Origin of the sequence: Geodermatophilus saharensis, from assembly GCF_900188205.1 — a bacterium.
Lineage (GTDB): Bacteria > Actinomycetota > Actinomycetes > Mycobacteriales > Geodermatophilaceae > Geodermatophilus > Geodermatophilus saharensis.
In genome coordinates this window covers 115,325-133,470 of record NZ_FZOH01000002.1, presented here as the reverse complement: position 1 = coordinate 133,470, position 18,146 = coordinate 115,325, and the positions used below count along the sequence as shown (strand labels likewise).

The window sequence follows — 18,146 nt, the reverse complement described above, 5'->3', positions numbered from 1 at the left end:
GTCCCGGAGGACCTGCGGCGCACAGGTGCTCCGTCCTTGCCGGGCGGCGGGCGCCGCACGGCCGGCTCTTCCCCTGGGAGCACCTCAGACGGAGGAAGAGGTTGCCGGGCAGCCAGCCAGGTGCTTCGCGCTGCCTCTCGTGAGCCTGGTCCGACGATAGCCGAGGTCAGCGGCCGCCGGTCCCGGGGTACGGGCGAGCCAGCGCCGCGCGGGCGCCGTCGTCGAGGCGGCGCACCAGCTCGGCGGCGGGGACGGCCTCGACCAGGGGGTGGCCCTGCCCGGCCCACAGGTTGTAGCCGCCGTCGTCGCCGGCCCGCCGGGCGGCGGCGCGCAGCGGCGCGGTCAGCTGGTGCACCTCGGGGTAGGCGGCCGGCGCGGCGGCGGAGTGCTCGGTGAGGAAGCGGTTGACCAGCCCGCGGGCGCGCCGGCCGCTGAAGGCCCGGGTCAGCGCCGTGCGCCCGCGCGTGGTCAGTGCGGCGCGGTGCTCCGGGGTGGTCGCCGCCTCGGGGCAGCACAGGAACGCGGTGCCCAGCTGCGCGGCCTCGGCGCCGGCGACGAGCACCGCGGCGACGGCGGGGCCGTCGGGGATGCCGCCGGCGGCGACCAGCGGCAGGTCGACGGCCCGGGCGACCAGCCGCAGCAGCGGCAGCAGCCCGTACTCGCCCTCGCCGTCGCGGTCGGTGAAGCTCCCGCGGTGCCCGCCGGCCTCGACGCCCTGCACGACCAGCGCGTCGGCGCCGACGTCGCGGGCGGCCACCGCCTCCTCCGGCGTGGTGACGGTGACGAGCACGGTGGCCCCGGCGGCGTGCAGCGCGGCGACCACGTCGGCGCCGGGCAGGCCGAAGGTGAACGAGGCCACCGGCACCCGCTCCTCGGCGAGCAGCGCGACCTTGTCCTCCCAGGCGTCGTCGTCGGCGCGGGGCTCACCGAGGCCGACGCCCCAGCGGCGGGCCTCGGCGTCCAGTTCGCGGGCGTAGCGGGCCACGGCGCCGGCGTCGCCGGGCGGGCCGGGCACGAACACGTTGACGGCGAACCGCTGCCCGGTCAGCGCGCGGACGGCGCGGATCTCCTCGCGCACCGCGGCCGGCGTCCGGTAGCCGGCGGCCAGGCAGCCCAGCCCGCCGGCCTCGGACACGGCCGCGGCGAGGGCCGGGGTCGACGGCCCGCCGGCCATCGGTGCCTGCACGATCGGGCGGCGCAGCTCCAGGACCATGCCGGCCATCCTCCGCCCCGGCGGGGCCGACCGGGTGGGCCTCAGCCGGGCGGCGAGACCGTCGTCGGCTCGGTGGCCGGCGCCGTCGGGGCCCGGGTGGTGGTCGGGACCGGCGGCTCCGACGGCGTCTCCCCGGGGGCGGTGGTCGGCGCAGGGGTCGGCGCGGTGGTCGGCGCGGTGGTCGGCGACGGGACGTCCGTCGTGGCCGGGGCGTCGGTCGTCGTCGGCGGGGCGTCCGTGGTGGTCGCGGGGGCCTCGGTGGTCGGCGGCGCGGTGGTGGTCGGCGGCGCGGTGGTGGCCGGTGGTGCGGGGGCCGGCGTGGTGACGGTCGTGGTGCCCGCCGGCGCGGTCTCGGCCGGGTCCGGCCGCACGTACAGGTACAGCAGCCCCAGGCCGAGGAACAGCACGACCAGGACCACCGTGGAGGTGCGGGCCCGCCCGATGTGGCCGGGCGTGCGGCGCAGGGCGGACAGGCCGAAGCGGCCGCGGCCGGCCGGGTCGCCGCCGGGGACGGGCCCGGTGCCGGGCTCGGGGCCGGGGGAGCGCGGGGCGCCGGGGACGGTCACGGCCGCGCCGCCGGCGGGGGCCGGGTCGCGACGGCGGCCGGCTCGGGACTCGGGGCGAGCGTCAGCCCCGCCGCGGCGAAGGCCAGCACGATCCGCTCGCGCAGGTCGCGGCCCACCTCGAACTGCCGCCCGGGCAGCGTCCGGGCCACCACCCGCACGTTGACCTGGTCGAGGTCGATGCTCTCCACGCCCATGACGCTGGGCTCGTCGAGCAGCAGCCGGCGCAGCTCGGCGTCGGCGAAGGCGTCCCGGCCGACGTCGTGGAGGATCTCGTTGACCCGGGTGACGTCGGCGCTCGTGGGCACCGGGACGTCGACCACCGCCCGCGCCCAGTCGCGCGAGAGGTTGGTGACCTTGACGATCTGCCCGTTGGGCACGGTCACCACCTCGCCGTCGGCCGAGCGCAGCCGGGTCACCCGCAGCGTGACGTCCTCGACGGTGCCCGCGGCCGGGTCGCCCCCGCCGACGACGGCGATGGAGACGACGTCGCCGAAGCCGTACTGCCGCTCGGTGATGAGGAAGAACCCGGCGAGGACGTCGCCGACGATGCGCTGCGCGCCGAAGCCCAGCCCGACGCCGAGCACGGTGGCCGGCGCGACCAGCCCGGTGATCGGGACGCCGAGGCGGTCGAGCACGTAGAACGCCGCCACGGTGTAGACCAGCACGATCAGCGCCCACGTGATCACCTGGGTGAGCGAGTGCCGGTGCTTGGCGGCCTCCGAGCGCACGAGCACGTCCCCGCCGGTGGAGCGCGCGTCGATGCGGTCGGTGATCCGGGTGCCCACCCAGGTGGTGAACCGGGCGATCAGCACCGAGCCCAGGATGATCAGCACGATCTCCAGGCCGCGGCCGGCGAGCCAGTCGAGCAGGTCGGTCAGCGGGCCCATGGCAGGTCAGGTCCTCCGTCCGTGTCGCGTCGTGCCCCCATCCAACCGGGCTCCCCTGGCAGCGCGCTCAGCGCGGCTCGACGAACAGCGACGCGACCGAGCGGCCGATCCGCCCGTCGGCGTCGTAGAGGTCGGCGGCGCACTGCCCGAGCCCGCCGGGCCCCAGCGTGGTGACGGCGTCCATCGCCAGCCACTCCCCGGCCGGCTGCCGGAACAGCGCGACGACGAGGTCGACGTTGGCGAAGGTCGCCTGCGACCAGTCCAGCGCCGCGGAGATGCCGCTGGCCGCGTCGGTCATCACCAGCAGGTGCTCCAGCGGCGTGATCGGCTCGCCCTCGACCAGGCCGCACAGCGGCCGGGTCCACGCGGCGGCCGGGCCGGTCGCGGTGATCGAGCCGCCGGCCTCCCGCCACTCCAGCGACCGGTGGTAGGCGACCTCCTCGCTGAAGACGTCGAACTGCGCCGGGCGGCCGTCCTCCGGCCCGACCGCGAGGCGCTGCGGCGGGTGCGCGGTGGCCGCCGAGTCGCGGACCCGCATCCGCCAGGCGGTCAGCCGCACCACCGGGCGCCCGCCGGCCTCCAGCGTCGCCTCCACCAGCTCGATCCGGCGACCCGGCCGCAGCACCCGCGCGGCCACCCGCACCGGCCCCACCGGCACCGGACCGAGGACGTCGAAGGCCAGCCGCACCGGCTGCCCGCCGTCGATCCCGCCGGTGCGCTCGACCTCGCGGGCCAGCAGCGCGGCGGGCGGGCCGGCGTGCTGCAGGCCGGGGTCCCACGGCCCGATGGTGAGCGCGGTGGCGACGAAGGCGCCGGGGCCGTCGGGCAGGTAGTAGGCGGGGGGCAGCTGCACGCCCCGCAGTCTCGCGCCGGACCTCCCGGTCACCCGCGGCGGGCCAGCCACACCGCCGCGGCCACCCAGAGCGCGCCCGCGGCGGCCGCCGTCCACCACACCCAGCGCAGCGGCCGGCCCTCCGTGGACAGCGCCAGCAGGACGGCGACGACGCACACCGCGCCGGCCAGCGGTGTGGTGCGCACCAGCGTGCCGAGGGTGTCGGGCCCGGGGATGGCCACGAACAGCACCGCCGCGGCGACCAGCAGGAACCCGCACAGGGCGCCGAGGAAGCCCGCCGTCACCCCGATCTCGGCCGGCAGCACGACCGCCCCGAGACCGCCGGCCACCCCGCCGAGGGCCAGGCCGACCAGCAGCCGGCGGCGCCGCCGCGACCACGGCGGGCGGGTCTCGGTCACGACGTCGAGGGTGCCCGACGTCCCTGGGAGTCACGCACCGGTGAGTGTCGCGCCCGACACACCGGTAGGTGGCGTCTGTCACTACGCCCGCTACAGTCGGACGGGTGCCGCACACCCGCCGTCCCGCCGTCGGCTACACCACGACCGTCGCCGCGGCCGGCCTGTTCGCCGTCAACGGCACCGTCTCCACGCTCGCGCTGCAGGCCGGCGTCCCGCCGACCTGGCTGACCGCGATGCGCTGCGGCGGGGCGGCGGTGGGCCTGCTGGCCGCACTGGCGCTGGTCTCGCCGCACCGGCTGCGGCTGTCCTGGCGGGAGGTGCCCTTCCTCGCCGCGTTCGGCGTGGTCGGCGTCGCGCTGACCCAGTTCCTCTACTTCGTGGCCATCGGCCGGCTGCCGGTCGGCATCGCCCTGGTCTTCGAGATGACCGCGCCGGTCGGGATCGCGCTGTGGGTCCGGCTGGTGCGCAGGGAGCCGGTGCGCCCGCGCATCTGGCTGGCGCTGACGCTGTCGCTGTCGGGACTGGTGCTGGTCGCCCAGGTGTGGCGGGGCGGCGGGTCGCTGGACCTGCTCGGTGTCGGCGCCGCCCTGGCCGCGGCGGTGTGCCTGGCCACCTACTACCTGATGGGCGAGCGTGGGGCGGCCACCCGCGACCCGGTCGCGCTGACCACCTGGACGTTCGTGGCCGCGGCCCTGTTCTGGGCCGTCGTCGCGCCGTTCACCGCACCCTTCGACGCCGGGGTGCTCGGCGAGCGGGTGCCGGTCTCGCTCGGCGCGGTGCAGCTGCCGCTGTGGGTCCTGGTGACGTGGATCGCCGTCCTCGGGGCGGTCGTGCCGTTCTGGCTGTCGATCGCCGCGCTGCGGCACCTGCCGCCCACCACCGCCGGGCTGGTGGCCACCGTCGAGCCGGTGTTCGCCTCGGTGGTCGCCTGGGCGTGGCTGGGACAGGTGCTCAGCGGCTGGCAGGTGGCCGGCGGCCTGGTCGTCCTCGCCGGCATCGCGCTGGCGCAGACCGCGCGGACGGCCGCGGCGCGGCCGGCGCCGGCGCCCCTCCCGGAGGCGCCGGCGCCGCTCGCGCCGGGCCGCTCCGCTGCCTAGGTGACCTTCTGCGCGTCGCGCAGCCAGCCGGCCAGCCGCTCCATGTAGCGGGCCTGGGCGGCGTGGTCCATGCCGACGTACTCCCACGGGTGCACCTGGCCGGCCTGCGCGGCGGGCAGCAGCCCGTAGGTGGGCTGGCCGGCCATCTGCTCCGGCGTCATCGCGCCGCGCAGCGAGTACAGCAGGACGTCGCTGCGGTGCTGCGGCACGACCTCCCAGCTCGCAGTCTCCCAGAAGTAGCCCTCGCCGCCGGGGTCGACGAACTGCACGCCGAGGTCGCGGTAGAGCCGCAGCGACGGGTCGTCGGCGGCCTTGGCCATGTAGAAGCCCTCGTCGGGGTAGGCGGCCACCGGCAGCACGGTGACGCCGGAGGAGGCGGCCTCGGTGAGGGCGGCCGCGGCGTCGTCGTAGGCCTGCCGGGCCGCACGCGCCTCCCCGCCGTCGGTGTCGGCGCCGAGGGCCGCGGCGAGCTCGGCGGTGCGCTCGACGACGTCGGCGGCCGATCCTCGCCAGGCGATCGCGACGATCGGCGCGATCCGCGCCACCTGCTCCTGCTGCTCGAGGGACTCGAAGCCGTACAGCGGCTGGGTGCCGTCCAGCGTCCCCTCGGAGTCGACCGGGTAGACGCTGGTGACGACGACGTCGGGGTCGGCCGCGGCCAGCGCCTCGAGGTCGATCGCGCCGTAGCTCTCCCCGACGATCTCCACCCCGGACAGGTCGCGCCCCTCGAACTGGACGTCGTCGGCAGCCGAGGTCTGCCCGAAGGTGGCCACCGGCTCGATGCCGAGGTTCCACAGCGAGGAGACGACGTCGTTGAGGCCGGCGACGCGCTCGGGGCGCGCGTCGAGCTCGACGGTGGTGCCGACGTCGTCGGTGAACGACCAGCCCCCACCGGGCGCGGCGGCCGCCCGCGTGTCCTCGGAGGGAGCGCAGGCGCTGGCGGCGAGCAGCGTCGTGAGCGCCAGGGAGGCGCCGAGCAGGCGCGGGGGTCGGGACACGGGGTCTCCTCGCGGGTCGGGGCAGGGGGTTCCCCCTGCGAGCGAGGGCAGGTTAGCCTTGCCTTACCAACGGTCCGCACGGGCCGTCCCCGAGCGGAGGAGACACCGGTGGCGACGACGACCGAGGCGACGACCGAGGCGACGACCGAGGCCGCGACCCTGCCGCGGTGGCTGTTCTTCGACACCGTCGTCGCCCGGGTGCGCCCGCTCGGCCCGTCGACGGTGCGGATCACCCTCACCGGCCCGCGGCTCGGGGAGTTCGGCGTCGCCGGTGACGACCAGCGGGTCAAGCTCGTCCTGGTCCCCGATCCCACCGCACTCGCCGAGCTGCACGCCGCCGGCGCCGAGTGGTACCCCGCCTGGTGTGCGCTGCCCGAGCAGCGGCGACCGGTGCTGCGCACCTACACCGTGCGCGCGGCGCGGCCGGAGGCGGCCGAGGTCGACCTCGACGTCGTCCTGCACGGCGTCGGCGACGGGTCCGCCGGCCCGGCGGCGACCTGGGCCGCGCAGGCCGCGCCCGGTGACCCGGTGGTGCTCATGGGCCCCGACCGGCCCGGCCGCGGTCGCGCCTGGGGCGTGGAGTGGGCGCCGCCGGGGACCGCCCGCTGCCTGCTGCTGGCCGGCGACGAGACCGCGGTTCCCGCCGTCGGCGCGATCCTCGAGTCGCTGCCGCCGGGCCGGCGCGCCGTCGCCGTCCTCGAGGTGCCCGAGGCGCGCGACGTGCAGGACCTCCGGCTGCCCGTGGGCGTGGAGGTGCGCTGGCTGGCGCGCGGCGACCGCCGGCGCGGGGAGCTGCTCGTCCCCGCCGTCCACGCCGCGCTGGTCGACCTCGGGGTCGCCGCGGCGCCGGCTGCCGCCCCGGAGGACGTCGACCTCGACAGCGGGCCGCTGTGGGAGGTCCCCGAGGACCCGGGGGCGGGCGCGGGCTGCTACGCCTGGCTGGCCGGTGAGGCCGGGGTGGTCAAGCGGCTGCGGCGGCACCTGGTCGCCGACCTCGGCGTCGACCGGCGCTCGGTGGCCTTCATGGGCTACTGGCGCGAGGGCCGCTCCGAGTCCTGACCCCGGCGGGGCAGGCGGCGGACGGGGACCACCAGCGGCGTCCCGGCCACCGGGTCGGGCACCACGCGGGCCTCGAGGTCGAAGACCTCGGCCAGCAGCCGCTCGGTGAGCACCTCGTGCGGCGTCCCCGAGGCCACCAGGACGCCGTCGCGCATGGCCACCAGCCGCTGCGCGTAGCGGGCGGCGAGGTTGAGGTCGTGCAGCACGACGACGACGGTCCGGCCGCGCTCGGCGTGCAGCCGGGCGACCAGCTCCAGGACGTCGATCTGGTGCGACAGGTCCAGGTAGGTCGTCGGCTCGTCGAGCAGGAGCAGGTCGGTCTCCTGCGCCAGGGCCATCGAGATCCAGGCCCGCTGCCGCTGCCCGCCGGAGAGCTCGTCGACGGGGCGGTCGGCGAGGTCGGCCATGTCGGTCCAGGCCAGCGCCTCGGCGACGACGGCCTCGTCCTCGCGCGACCACTGCTGCAGCCAGCTCTGGTGCGGGTGCCGGCCGCGGGCGACCAGGTCGGCCACGGTCAGCCCCGCCGGGGCCACCGGTGTCTGCGGCAGCAGGCCGAGGACGCGGGCCACCTCGCGGGTCGGCGTCCTCGCGATCGAGCGCCCGTCGAGCAGCACCCGGCCGGCCGCCGGGCGCAGCAGCCGGCCCAGCGCGCGCAGCAGCGTGGACTTGCCGCAGCCGTTCGGGCCGACGATCGCGGTGAACGAGCCGTCGGTGAGCGCGAGGTCGAGGCCGTCGACGACGACCCGGTCGTCGTAGGCCAGGCGCAGGTCCTCGGCGGCCAGGCGGACGGCGGGGGCGGGCGGGGGCTCGTGCACGGGCGCCTCGGAGGTGGAGGTGGTCATGCGGGGGTCCGCCTCCCGCGGACGAGCAGCCAGAGCAGGTAGGGCGCGCCGACGGCGGCGGTGAGGATGCCGACGGGGAGCGCCTCGGGCAGGACGGTGCGGGTCAGCAGGTCGGCCGCGGTCACCAGCGCCGCGCCGAGCAGGCCCGAGGCCAGCAGCGGTGGCCGCGAGCCCCCGGTCAGCCGGACGGCGATCTGCGGCACCACGAGCGCCACGAACGCGATCGGCCCGGCGGCGGCCACCGCGGCGGCCACGAGCAGGACCGCGACGACGACCACCGCCGCCTGGGCGCGGGCCAGCCGGACGCCGAGGCCGCGGGCGGTGTCGTCGCCGAACTGCAGGACCCCCAGCACCCGACCGGCGGCCAGCGCCAGCGGCAGCAGCACCGCCAGCGCGACCGCCAGCTGGGTCGCCTGGTCCCAGGTCCGGGCGTTGAGCGAGCCGGTGATCCACACGTAGGCGGCCGCGGCGTCGTAGATCTCCGCGCGGGTGAGCAACCAGTCGGTGAGCGCGGTGCCGGTGGTCCACAGCGCGATGCCGACGAGCACCAGGCGGAAGCCGTCGAGCCCCGAACGCCAGGCGAGGACGAACAGCAGGGCACCCCAGACCAGCGCGCCGAGCAGCGCGGCCAGCGGCACGCCGAGGCCGTCGAGCAGCGCGCCGGCCGAGCCCCCGCCGCCCAGCACGATGGCGGCCACCGCGCCGACCGAGGCGCCCTGGGTGATGCCGAGGACGTCGGGGGAGGCCAGCGGGTTGCGGGCGAAGGTCTGGAACAGCGCTCCGGCGGTCCCCAGCGCCAGGCCGACCAGCACCCCGACCAGCGTCCGCGGGGCGCGCAGCTCCAGGACGACGAAGCGGTGGGCGTCGGTGCCCGCGCCGACCAGCGTGCGCAGCACGTCGACGGTGCCGATGGGGTAGTCGCCGCGCCCCAGGCCGACCGCCGCCAGCAGCACCACGACGGCGAGCGCGACCACCGGGACGACGACCGAGCGCCAGCGGAACCGCGCCGAGACCGGCCCGACCCGGACGGTGACCGCGCGGCCGCCCGGGCGCCCCCCGGGCCCGGGCGGCGTCGTCGCGCGGAGGGTGTCGGCGGTGGCGGTCACAGCGTCGCCACTCGCCGGCGGCGGACCAGCGCCACGAAGAAGGGGCTGCCGACCAGCGCCAGCACGATGCCCACCTGCAGCTCGCCCGGGCGGGCCACGACCCGGCCGAGCACGTCGGCCGACAGCAGCAGCACCGCCCCGAGCAGGCCGGAGCAGGGCACCAGCCAGCGGTGCGCCGGCCCGGTGAACGCCCGCACGGCGTGCGGCACGACCAGCCCGACGAAGGCGATCGGGCCGCAGGCGGCGGTGGCCGCGCCGGCCAGCAGCGTGACCGCGGCCAGCCCGAGCCCGCGGGCCAGCCAGACCCGCTGGCCCAGGCCCCGGGCGACGTCCTCGCCCATGCCGAGCAGGTCGAGGGCGGGGGCGTTGAGCAGCGCGAGCACCAGGCCGGCGGCGATGAACGGCGCCACCTGCCAGGCGACGTCGGCGCCGCGGCCGGCCAGCGCCCCCACCACCCAGAAGCGGAAGGCGTCGAGTGAGTCCGAGTCGCTGACCAGCAGCGCCCGGACCAGCGCGAACAGCAGCGCCGACAGCGCCGCACCGGCCAGCGCGAGGGTGACCGGGGTGGCCCCGCCGCGACCGACCGAGCCGAGCACGAAGACGGCGACGGTGCCGGCCAGGGCCCCGGCGAAGGCGAACCAGACGTAGCCCGACGGCGTGCCGACGCCGAGCAGCGTGATCGCCAGGACGACGGCGAACGACGCCCCGGCCGTGACGCCGAGCAGGCCGGGGTCGCCCAGCGGGTTGCGGGTGTGACCCTGCATGAGCGCGCCGGAGACGCCGAGCGCGGCACCGACGAGGAGGCCCAGCACCGTCCGCGGGACCCGCAGGTCCCAGACGATCACCGCCTCCTCGGTGCGCAGCGACCGGTCGGTGAGCGCGGTCCACACGGTCTCCAGCCCGAGCGGGCGGGTGCCGACGGCGATGCTCGCCGCGCACGCGGCGACGACGAGGACCAGCAGGAGCACGACGCCGAGGACGCGGCGCCGGGTCCGCGCGGCGCGGGCCGTCCGCCCGCCCGTCCCCGGGGTCGCCGGAGACGGGCGGGTGGCGCTGGGGACGGGCACCGGCGAGCTCCGGACGGCAGGGGCTAGGTGAGCCTCACCTTAGTCGGTGCCCCGGGGGTGCGCTCACCGCTCGAGCCGGCGGCTGCCGGCGTGCCAGTCCTCCTCGACGCCGACCTCGCCGGGTGCCACGCCCGCAGCGGGCAGCTGCGGCACCTCGCGCAGGCTGCGCTTGAGCTCGGCGAACCCGGGGAAGCGGGCCAGCCCCACCACGTGGTCCCACAGCTCGACCGCGCGGTCCTCGGCGGGCACCCGGCTGATCACGGGGCCGAAGAACGCGACGCCGTCCGGCGGCTGGAAGTGCAGGATCGGCGTGCCGACGTCGCGGCCGGTCAGCGACAGCGCCTCGTCGGTCTCGGCCTGCAGGACGCCGTCCCAGCGGTCGTCGTCCAACACCGCCGCCAGGTCGCGGGGCAGCCCGGCCCGCTCCAGCACCGGCTCGAGGTAGGCGGCCGTGCCGCGCTCGGCCGCGGTGCCCGGACGGTCGGGTTCGGTCTCGAACACCCGTTGCCCGAGGTGCTCGTAGAGGACGCCGACCGCCGCGCGCCCGTGCTGCTCGCGCGTCTGCGCCAACACCCGCAGCAGCCGCAGCCCCGCGGTGTGGCCCGCCTCGTACTCGGGCGGGAAGTGGGCGGCGTAGTCGACGTGCGCGTTGAGCAGCCGCAGCGAGATCAGCCGCCAGTCGACGTCGTAGTCGCGCTGCGCGGCGACCAGGCGGACCCACTTGCTGGTCAGCCAGGCGAACGGGCAGACGGGGTCGAAGTAGAAGTGCAGGTCGGCCACGGCTCCATGCTGCCCCCGCCGCCGCGCCCCGGCCCGACCGGAGCCCTTGTAGCGCCATTGGCACCCGAGGGGTGCCTTTGTAGCGCTATTGGCACCCCGGAGGCGCCCGGTCAGGCCGGGAGGAGTTCCTCGATGGCGGTGCGGACCTCGGGCGAGCCCGGGTCGGTCCGGGGGCGGAACCGCGCCACGACCGCGCCGTCGCCGTCGACCAGGAACTTCTCGAAGTTCCACTGCACCGGGCCGGCCTCGCCGCTCGCGTCGGGCGTCGTCGTCAGCCGCCGGTACACCGGGTGCGCGCCCTCGCCGTTGACCTCGAGCTTCTCGGTCATCGGGAAGGTGACGCCGTAGGTGGCCGAGCAGAACCCGGCGATCTCCTCGGCGGTGCCCGGCTCCTGGCCGGCGAACTGGTTGCAGGGCACCCCGACGACGGTGAACCCGCGCGGGCCGTACTCGCGCTGCAGCTCCTCGAGGCGGGTGTACTGCGGGGTCAGGCCGCACCGGCTGGCCACGTTGACCAGCAGCGCCGGACGACGGCCGGTGAGCTCGCCGAGGGTGGTGTCCGCGCCCTGCAGGGTCGCGACGGGCAGGTCGAGCAGGTCGGTCACGGGCACTCCTCGCGGGCCGGGGCGGTCACCGGCACCAGCACGCGGGAGGCCGGGCTCATTCCAGGTCGCTGATGTCGTCGGGGACGTCGACGGCGTGCTGGCGCAGCGCCGTCAGCGGGATCACCTCCAGCGCCCGCTCGTTGGTGGCCGCGAGCACGACGCCGGCCGCCGCCCCGGCGCGGTAGGCCTGCAGCCACCGCACGGCGACGACGCACCAGCGGTCGCCCGGGTGCAGTCCCGGGAAGCCGTACTCCGGTCGCGGGGTGGTGAGGTCGTTGCCGAGCTCGCGCTGCAGGGCCAGGAACTCCTGGGACACCACGGTGCAGACGGTGTGGCTGCCCAGGTCCTCCGAGCCGGTGCGGCAGGCCCCGTCGCGGAAGTAGCCGGTCAGCGGCTCGGTGCCGCAGGGCTCCAGCACGCCGCCCAGCACGTTGCGCTCGCTCTCCGGCTCGGTCATGCCCGGATCGTGGCAGAGCGGCGGCTCTCTGCGCGCTGCGTGCGCGGGCCCGGCCGGTGGTGCCCGGCCGGGCCCGCGCCGGGCTCAGGCGGTGCCGTCCCGGCGGCGCGCCGCCAGCAGCAGCACCTCACCCAGCAGCAGGACCAGCAGTCCCGCGCCCAGGGCGCGGCGCAGGTCCGCGCCGGTGGAGGCCAGCCGGCCACCGGTGGACCCGTGCCCACCGGCCGTCGCGGTCCCGGGACCGGCCTCCGCGCCGGATCCCGAGGCGGCCGCAGGGCCGGTCCAGGAACCGGTCCAGGAACCGGTCCAGGAGCCGGACCGCGGGCCGGTCCACGGGCCGGTCCACGCGCCGCCCCAGGCGACCGGGCGGACGGACTCCGCGCCGTCGGCGGGCAGGCCGCCCGGCCGGCTGCCGGGCTGGGTCCCCGGGTCCTGCGGGCCGGCCGGGTGCGCCGGCTCCTGCGGGCCGGCCGGGGGAGTCGGGCCGCTCGACGGCGCGCAGTCGGCCGACGCGTCACCGAGCAGGCCCACGCCCACGCCGCAGACGGTCACCGGCACGTCGACGACGGCGCCGCTGCCCGGGCCGCCACCGCTGCCGTCACCCGCGCCGGGAGCACCCGCAGGCGAGGTGCAGTCGGCCGATGCGTCGCCGAGCACGCCGGCGCCGACGCCGCACACGGTGACGGGCACGGTGACCGCGCCCGCCGGGGCCGCCGGGCTGGTGCCGGTGGCCTCCGCGTCGCCGAGCACGCCGACGGCGTTGCCCGACACGGTGACCGGGACGGCGACGTCGGCCGGTGCAGGAGCCGGCTCGGGAGCCGCCGCCGGAGCGGCCGGTTCCTGGGGAACCCCACCGCCGGCCACCGCGGCGTCGTTGCCGCCGACCGTCACGGGCACCGAGACGGTGGCGGCGCCGAGGTCGACGGTGACGTCGGCGCTGACGGCGGGCAGCTCGAGGCCCCCGCCGGCGGGGGCGTCGGTGAGGACGCCGAGGGAGTTGTCGGTGACGGTGACCGGCACGGTCACGGCCAGGTCGTCGGCCGGGTCGTCGGACAGGTCGTCGGACGCGGAGGCGACGCCGGTGCCGACGGCCAGCAGGCCGCCGGTCAGCAACGCCACGCGCAGGGCACGGGTGGCCCACGTGGTCCTTAGGGTGTTCACGGGAGGTCTCCTCGACTGGGTGCTGGGACCCCGGTCCCGGACGGGACGGCGGGGGTCGTGCGCTGGGCCGGCCCGCGGGCCGGCGGCGCGGCACTCAGTCGGGGGAGGTGGCGGGGTCGACGGGGTCGGCGGCCGCGGCCTCGCGGGCACCGTCGGACACCGCGCCGGCCGCCGCGAGCAGCGCGGCAGGAGTGGCCGCCACCAGGTCGGCCGCGGGCTGGTCGCGGTCGGCACCAGATGCCGCCGCGCCCGCCGGCGCCGGCGCGGCCGGGACCGCGGGCGGCAGCGGGGCGACCGGCGCGACCGGCAGCGGCGACACGGGGACGACGGCGGCGGGAGCGGACGGCGCGGCGACCGGGCCGGCCGTCGGCGCGGCGTCCGGCGACCCCGGGTCCGGGGTCACGGCACCCGGGGCCGCCGGATCAGGGGCCTCCACCGCGCGGGCAGCGGACGGCGGGACGACGGTGGGCGCGGGCGGCGACGCGGGGTCGGTCGCCGCCGGGTCGAGCACCGCGGGGTCGACCACCGCGGGGCCGGCGGCTGGGGCCGGGACGGGCGGCAGCACACCGGTCACCGGCTCGACGACGTCGTCCACCGGGGTGAGCACGTCGGTCACGGGCACGAGCACGTCGGTCACCGGCGCCAGCGGGTCGGTGACGGGAGTCAGGGAGTCGGTGACGCGGGCGAGGGTCTGTGCCGCGGGGCTCAGTACCGGCTCGAGCGCGGCGGTGACCGGCGCGACGGCGTCCGCCAGCGGCGCCACCACCGGCGTTCCGGCCTCGGAGACCGCCCCGGCCACGGGCGGCAGCACCGGCTCGAGGACCGGGCCGGGCGCCCCGCCGACGGGTGCGGCGACCTGCCCCACCAGCTCGCCGGCCGGGGCGGTCACCGACGCGAGCAGGGGAGCCGGCGGCGCCTCGTCGGCCGAGGCGGGGGCCTGACCGCCCAGCCACGCCCCGGCCCCGAGGCCGGCCAGCAGCAGGGCGCGGCCGCTCCACCGGCGCAGGCGGGCGCGGCGGCCCGTCGTTCCCCCGGCCATCGCACCTCCCCCCGAGACGGTGACTGTCAGCACACAGATTGGAGCGGACGGTGACCGCGAAACGGCAGTCACCCGATGGGCGGACCCGTCCTGACCGACCGTCACCGCCGGGCCCGCCGCGCTCCGCCCCGGTCGCCCGATGGGCGGTCCCCGGTGGCAGAGTCCGGGCGTGACCGTCGACACTCCCGGCGCCTCGACCGGCTCCTCGACCGGCCCGGCCGTCCTCTGGCAGCCGACGCAGCAGTCCCGCGAGGCGACCCGGCTGGCCGGGTTCGCCCGCGACGCGGCCGCCAGGCGCGGGCTCGACCTCGACCCGACCGACTACGACGCGATCTGGCGCTGGTCGGTCGAGCACCCCGACCAGTTCTGGGCCGACGTCGCCGCGTGGTCGGGCGTGCTGCCCGGCGTCCCCGACGACCGGGTGCTGACCGACCGGCGGATGCCCGGCGCCGTCTGGTTCCCCGACGCCACGGTCAACTACGCCGAGCAGGCGCTGCGGCAGGCCACCGACGAGCACCCCGCCCTGATCGCCGTGGCCGAGGACGCCGAGCCGGTGGAGGTCTCCTGGGCCGTCCTGCGCGGGCAGGTCGGCGCCTTCGCCGCCACGCTGCGCCGGCTGGGCGTGCGGCGCGGCGACCGCGTCGCGGGCTACCTGCCCAACGTCCCCGAGGCGGTCGTCGCCTTCCTGGGCGCGGCGTCGATCGGTGCGGTGTGGTCCTCCTGCGCGCCGGACTTCGGCACCCGCGCCGTCCTCGACCGGTTCGCCCAGATCGAGCCCACCGTGCTGGTCGCCGTCGACGGGTACCGCTTCAACGGCAGGGCCCACGACCGGCGCGACGTCGTCGCCGAGCTGCGCGCCGCCCTGCCCACGGTGACGACGACGGTCGCCGTCCCCCGGCTGTTCCCCGACGAGCGGCCCGACGGCGCGCTGGCCTGGGCCGACGCCGTCGCCGACCGGCAGGATCCGGAGTTCGAGCCGCTGCCCTTCGACGCGCCGCTGTGGATCGTGTACTCCTCGGGCACCACCGGGCTGCCCAAGGGGATCGTGCACGGGCACGGCGGTGTCGTCCTCGAGCAGCACAAGCAGCTGGGCCTGCACGGCGACGTCGGCCCCGGCGACCGCTTCTACTGGTACGCCTCCACCGCCTGGATCATGTGGAACATCGCCACCTCGGCGCTGCTGCGCGGCGCCACCGTGGTCGTCCACGACGGCGCTCCGGCGTACCCGACGGTCGACGCGCAGTTCGCCCTCGCCGCCCGCACCGGCCTGACCTACCTGGGCACCAGCGCCGGCTACCTGATCGCGTGCGAGAAGGCCGGCGTCCGGCCGGGGGAGACCCACGATCTCTCGGCGCTGCGCACGATCGGCTCGACCGGCTCACCGCTGCCCGAGTCGACGTTCCACTGGGTCTACGACGCGGTGGGCGGCGACGTCTTCCTCGGCTCGGTGTCCGGCGGCACCGACGTGGCCACCGGGTTCATCGGCAGCACCCTGCTGCTGCCGGTGACCGCCGGGGAGCTGCAGCGGCCGATGCTCGGCGTCGCCGCGGCGGCGTGGGACGAGGACGGCCGGCCGGTCGTCGGCGAGCTGGGCGAGCTGGTGGTCACCGAGCCGATGCCGTCGATGCCGCTGTACTTCTGGAACGACACTCCTCCGGGCCCGGACGGCAGCCGCTACCGGGAGGCCTACTTCGAGCCGTGGCCGGGCGTGTGGCGGCACGGCGACTGGATGGAGGTCACCGAGCGCGGCACCTGCCTGATCACCGGGCGCTCGGACTCCACGCTCAACCGCGGCGGCGTGCGCATGGGCACCGCCGACATCTACGCCGCCGTCGAGGCCTTCCCGGAGATCGCCGACTGCGTCGTCCTCGGCGTCGAGCAGCGCGACGGCGGCTACTGGATGCCGCTGTTCGTGCAGCTGGCCCCCGGCGCGGAGCTCACCGACGACCTCGCCGACCGCATCCGCGCGGCCATCCGCAGCTCGGCCAGCCCGCGGCACGTGCCCGACGAGATCCTGGTGGCGCCCGGCGTCCCGCACACCCGCACCGGCAAGCGGCTGGAGGTGCCGCTCAAGCGGCTGTTCCAGGGCGTGCCCCCGGAGAAGGCGGTCAACCCCGGGGCCGTCGACGACGCGTCGCTGGTCGAGCACTACGTCGCCCTGGCCCGGGAGCGCGGGGCCCGCTAGGCAGCGAACGGGCCCCGCAGCGCCGCCCACTGCAGCAGCAGGACGGTCTTGGCGTCGGCGATCCGGCCGTCGTCGACCATGGCCAGCGCCTGCTCGACGGGCAGCTCGAGCACCTCGATGTCCTCGCCCTCCTCGGCGAGCCCGCCCCCGGCCGACACCCGGTCGGCCGGGGTGTACGGGCCGGCGAAGAAGGCCAGCCGCTCGGTCACCGACCCCGGGCTCATCCACACGTCGGGCAGCCGGGTGAGCGGCCCGACGGCGACGCCGAGCTCCTCGGCGGCCTCCCGGCGGACCGCGGCCTCGGCGTCCTGCTCGTCGAGGAGGCCGGCGGCGGTCTCCACCAGCACCCCGTCGGGGGAGCCGTTGACGTAGGCCGGGAAGCGGAACTGGCGGGTGAGCAGCACGGTGCGGCGGGCGGTGTCGTACAGCAGCACGGTGGCGCCGTTGCCGCGGTCGTGCGTCTCGCGCCGCTCGGTGCGCCAGACGCCGTCGCGGCCGCGCCGGTCGAACGTCGTCCGCCGGTTGACGTACCAGGAGCTGGAGAGCACCTCGACGTCGCGGACGACGACGTCGGGGTTGCCGGTGAGGTCGCGGCCGGCCCGGTCCAGCCCGGTCCGCCCCCGCGCGTCGGGGAGGTCCACCCCGACGACGCCGGTCACCGCGTCACCGCCGGCACCTCGTCGAGGCTGCGGTACACCGTGGCGCCGCGGGCGCGGGCCAGCGCGACCATCTCGTCGGACCCGGCCGAGGCGCCGGGCAGCCGCAGCACCGCGTCGACCCGGGCCACCAGCCGCCGGCCCATCGGGTGGAAGACCTCGTCGAAGGCGGCGTCGCCCACCCGCGTCGAGCCGGCCAGCTCGGCCAGCGGCAGCGCGAGGTCCTCCCCGTTGACGGCGAGGTGGCCGGCGCGGAACAGCTCCAGGCAGGCCGCCCGGATGGCGCGGTGGTTGGCGGCGATCCGCTCCGGGTCGTCGCCGGTGCCCCCGCGGTAGGGGCCGGCGACCAGGATCATCAGGGGCTGCGTCACGGGAAGTCGACCTCCACGCCGACGTCGTCGAGCGCGGCGAGGGTCTCCTGCGCCGCGGGGCTGAGCTGCGGGTCGCGGGCGCTGGCGTCGGTGACCAGCCGGCCGACGGCGCCCAGCGGCGCGACCGAGGCGAACGCGCGCACGCCGAGCTTGGAGGCGTCGGCGACGACGAGGGCCGCGCGGGACTGCTGCAGGCCCACCTGCTTGACGGCGGCGTCCTCGAGGGTGAACTCCGACCAGCCGGCCTGCGCGCTCACCGCCCCGATCGACATGACGAACAGGTCGACCGTGAGCTGCCGCAGCACCGTGGCGGTCAGCGGCCCGGACAGGCTGCGCTCGCCGGGCCGCGACTCCCCGCCGACGACCAGCAGCCGCACGCCCGGTCGGTCGGCCAGCGCCTCGGCCACCGGCAGGCTGACGACGGCGACGGTGAAGGGTCCCTCGCCCGCGGCCGCCCGGTCGGCCAGCGCGCGGGCGACGTGCACCGTCGTCGTCCCGGCGTCGAGCAGCACGGTGGAGCCGGGCGCGACCCGCGCGGCCGCGGCCCGGCCGATGCGCTCCTTGAGCCCGGCCTGCCAGCCGGCCCGGGCGGCGAACCCGGCCGCGCTCTCCGGCTCGGCGACGGCGACCGCGCCGCCGCGCACCCGCTCGACCAGCCCGCGGGCCTGCAGGGCGTCGAGGTCGCGGCGCACGGTCATCTCCGAGACCCCGAGCCGCGCGGCGAGATCGGCGAGCGGGACCCGGCCGGCGTTGCGGACGAGCCGCAGCGTCACGTCGAGTCGGTCGGGGACGGCCACGGGACGTTC

Annotated in this window: 20 protein-coding genes and 1 riboswitch; of the genes, 3 read left to right on the top strand and 17 right to left on the bottom strand. The window is 77.5% G+C overall.

Annotated features, from left to right (window positions below; all coding sequences use genetic code 11):
• Positions 1-27: 27 nt before the first annotated feature.
• A riboswitch (SAM riboswitch) is annotated at positions 28-145 on the bottom strand.
• A gap of 21 nt (positions 146-166) precedes the next feature.
• From CHC04_RS04875 to CHC04_RS04855, 5 genes are all read right to left on the bottom strand, one after another.
• Complete coding sequence (locus CHC04_RS04875; RefSeq protein ID WP_089402790.1) at positions 167-1,213, bottom strand: NAD(P)H-dependent flavin oxidoreductase; 1,047 nt, start codon at positions 1,211-1,213, stop codon at positions 167-169.
• A 41-nt stretch (positions 1,214-1,254) separates the two neighbouring features.
• Positions 1,255-1,779, bottom strand: coding sequence for an Rv3103c transmembrane domain-containing protein (locus tag CHC04_RS23390; protein ID WP_141233686.1), 525 nt, complete (start codon positions 1,777-1,779; stop codon positions 1,255-1,257).
• Positions 1,776-2,666 (bottom strand): mechanosensitive ion channel family protein, encoded by an 891-nt coding sequence (locus tag CHC04_RS04865; RefSeq protein ID WP_089402789.1) that lies wholly within the window; start codon positions 2,664-2,666, stop codon positions 1,776-1,778. The genes CHC04_RS23390 and CHC04_RS04865 overlap by 4 nt, the downstream gene beginning before the upstream one ends.
• A gap of 67 nt (positions 2,667-2,733) precedes the next feature.
• On the bottom strand, positions 2,734-3,519 hold the full coding sequence (locus CHC04_RS04860) for a thioesterase family protein (protein WP_089402788.1): 786 nt from the start codon (positions 3,517-3,519) through the stop codon (positions 2,734-2,736).
• Positions 3,520-3,548: 29 nt separating this feature from the next.
• Positions 3,549-3,917 (bottom strand): hypothetical protein, encoded by a 369-nt coding sequence (locus CHC04_RS04855; protein ID WP_089402787.1) that lies wholly within the window; start codon positions 3,915-3,917, stop codon positions 3,549-3,551.
• A 104-nt stretch (positions 3,918-4,021) separates the two neighbouring features.
• Between CHC04_RS04855 and CHC04_RS04850 the strand changes: the two genes are divergently transcribed.
• A complete protein-coding gene (locus CHC04_RS04850; protein ID WP_089402786.1) occupies positions 4,022-5,014 on the top strand; it encodes an EamA family transporter in 993 nt (330 codons plus the stop codon).
• Here the strand turns inward: CHC04_RS04850 and CHC04_RS04845 are convergent.
• A complete protein-coding gene (locus tag CHC04_RS04845; protein ID WP_089402785.1) occupies positions 5,011-6,012 on the bottom strand; it encodes an ABC transporter substrate-binding protein in 1,002 nt (333 codons plus the stop codon). The genes CHC04_RS04850 and CHC04_RS04845 overlap by 4 nt on opposite strands.
• A 108-nt stretch (positions 6,013-6,120) precedes the next feature.
• Here CHC04_RS04845 and CHC04_RS04840 point away from each other — a divergent pair, with 108 nt between their 5' ends.
• Complete coding sequence (locus CHC04_RS04840; RefSeq protein WP_217897180.1) at positions 6,121-7,071, top strand: siderophore-interacting protein; 951 nt, start codon at positions 6,121-6,123, stop codon at positions 7,069-7,071.
• On the opposite strand, the gene CHC04_RS04835 is transcribed toward CHC04_RS04840, so the two are convergent.
• The 8 genes from CHC04_RS04835 to CHC04_RS04800 all read right to left on the bottom strand — a co-directional run bounded on the left by CHC04_RS04835 (position 7,041) and on the right by CHC04_RS04800 (position 14,128).
• Entirely contained in the window at positions 7,041-7,913 is an 873-nt protein-coding gene (locus CHC04_RS04835) for an ABC transporter ATP-binding protein (protein WP_089402784.1), read from the bottom strand. The two genes, CHC04_RS04840 and CHC04_RS04835, sit on opposite strands and share 31 nt — an antisense overlap.
• Positions 7,910-9,019 (bottom strand): FecCD family ABC transporter permease, encoded by a 1,110-nt coding sequence (locus CHC04_RS04830; protein WP_089402783.1) that lies wholly within the window; start codon positions 9,017-9,019, stop codon positions 7,910-7,912. The genes CHC04_RS04835 and CHC04_RS04830 overlap by 4 nt, the downstream gene beginning before the upstream one ends.
• The gene (locus CHC04_RS04825; protein WP_089402782.1) at positions 9,016-10,086 is read right to left on the bottom strand and encodes a FecCD family ABC transporter permease; all 1,071 of its coding nucleotides are present in this window, start codon (positions 10,084-10,086) and stop codon (positions 9,016-9,018) included. Before CHC04_RS04825 ends, CHC04_RS04830 begins: the two co-directional genes overlap by 4 nt.
• Before the next feature lie 63 nt (positions 10,087-10,149).
• On the bottom strand, positions 10,150-10,866 hold the full coding sequence (locus tag CHC04_RS04820; protein ID WP_089402781.1) for a mycothiol-dependent nitroreductase Rv2466c family protein: 717 nt from the start codon (positions 10,864-10,866) through the stop codon (positions 10,150-10,152).
• Between the two features lie 110 nt (positions 10,867-10,976).
• Positions 10,977-11,471, bottom strand: coding sequence for a glutathione peroxidase (locus CHC04_RS04815; protein WP_089402780.1), 495 nt, complete (start codon positions 11,469-11,471; stop codon positions 10,977-10,979).
• A gap of 55 nt (positions 11,472-11,526) precedes the next feature.
• Positions 11,527-11,928: a DUF2237 family protein gene (locus tag CHC04_RS04810; RefSeq protein ID WP_089402779.1), complete on the bottom strand. Its 402-nt coding sequence runs from the start codon at positions 11,926-11,928 to the stop codon at positions 11,527-11,529.
• Between the two features lie 84 nt (positions 11,929-12,012).
• Complete coding sequence (locus CHC04_RS04805) at positions 12,013-13,089, bottom strand: hypothetical protein (protein WP_141233685.1); 1,077 nt, start codon at positions 13,087-13,089, stop codon at positions 12,013-12,015.
• 94 nt (positions 13,090-13,183) lie between these two features.
• A complete protein-coding gene (locus CHC04_RS04800; protein ID WP_089402777.1) occupies positions 13,184-14,128 on the bottom strand; it encodes a hypothetical protein in 945 nt (314 codons plus the stop codon).
• 169 nt (positions 14,129-14,297) lie between these two features.
• Between CHC04_RS04800 and CHC04_RS04795 the strand changes: the two genes are divergently transcribed.
• Positions 14,298-16,313 carry an acetoacetate--CoA ligase gene (locus CHC04_RS04795; RefSeq protein WP_089402776.1) on the top strand — a complete coding sequence of 672 codons (2,016 nt, stop codon included), beginning with the start codon at positions 14,298-14,300 and terminating at the stop codon, positions 16,311-16,313.
• Here the strand turns inward: CHC04_RS04795 and CHC04_RS04790 are convergent.
• From CHC04_RS04790 to CHC04_RS04780, 3 genes are read right to left on the bottom strand one after another with little or no spacing between them, the layout of a single operon-like run.
• Entirely contained in the window at positions 16,310-16,972 is a 663-nt protein-coding gene (locus CHC04_RS04790) for an NUDIX domain-containing protein (protein WP_089402775.1), read from the bottom strand. The two genes, CHC04_RS04795 and CHC04_RS04790, sit on opposite strands and share 4 nt — an antisense overlap.
• Complete coding sequence (locus CHC04_RS04785; protein ID WP_245816994.1) at positions 16,969-17,340, bottom strand: DUF4406 domain-containing protein; 372 nt, start codon at positions 17,338-17,340, stop codon at positions 16,969-16,971. Before CHC04_RS04785 ends, CHC04_RS04790 begins: the two co-directional genes overlap by 4 nt.
• Positions 17,337-18,137, bottom strand: coding sequence for a DeoR/GlpR family DNA-binding transcription regulator (locus tag CHC04_RS04780; RefSeq protein ID WP_089402774.1), 801 nt, complete (start codon positions 18,135-18,137; stop codon positions 17,337-17,339). Before CHC04_RS04780 ends, CHC04_RS04785 begins: the two co-directional genes overlap by 4 nt.
• Between the last annotated feature and the right edge of the window lie 9 nt (positions 18,138-18,146).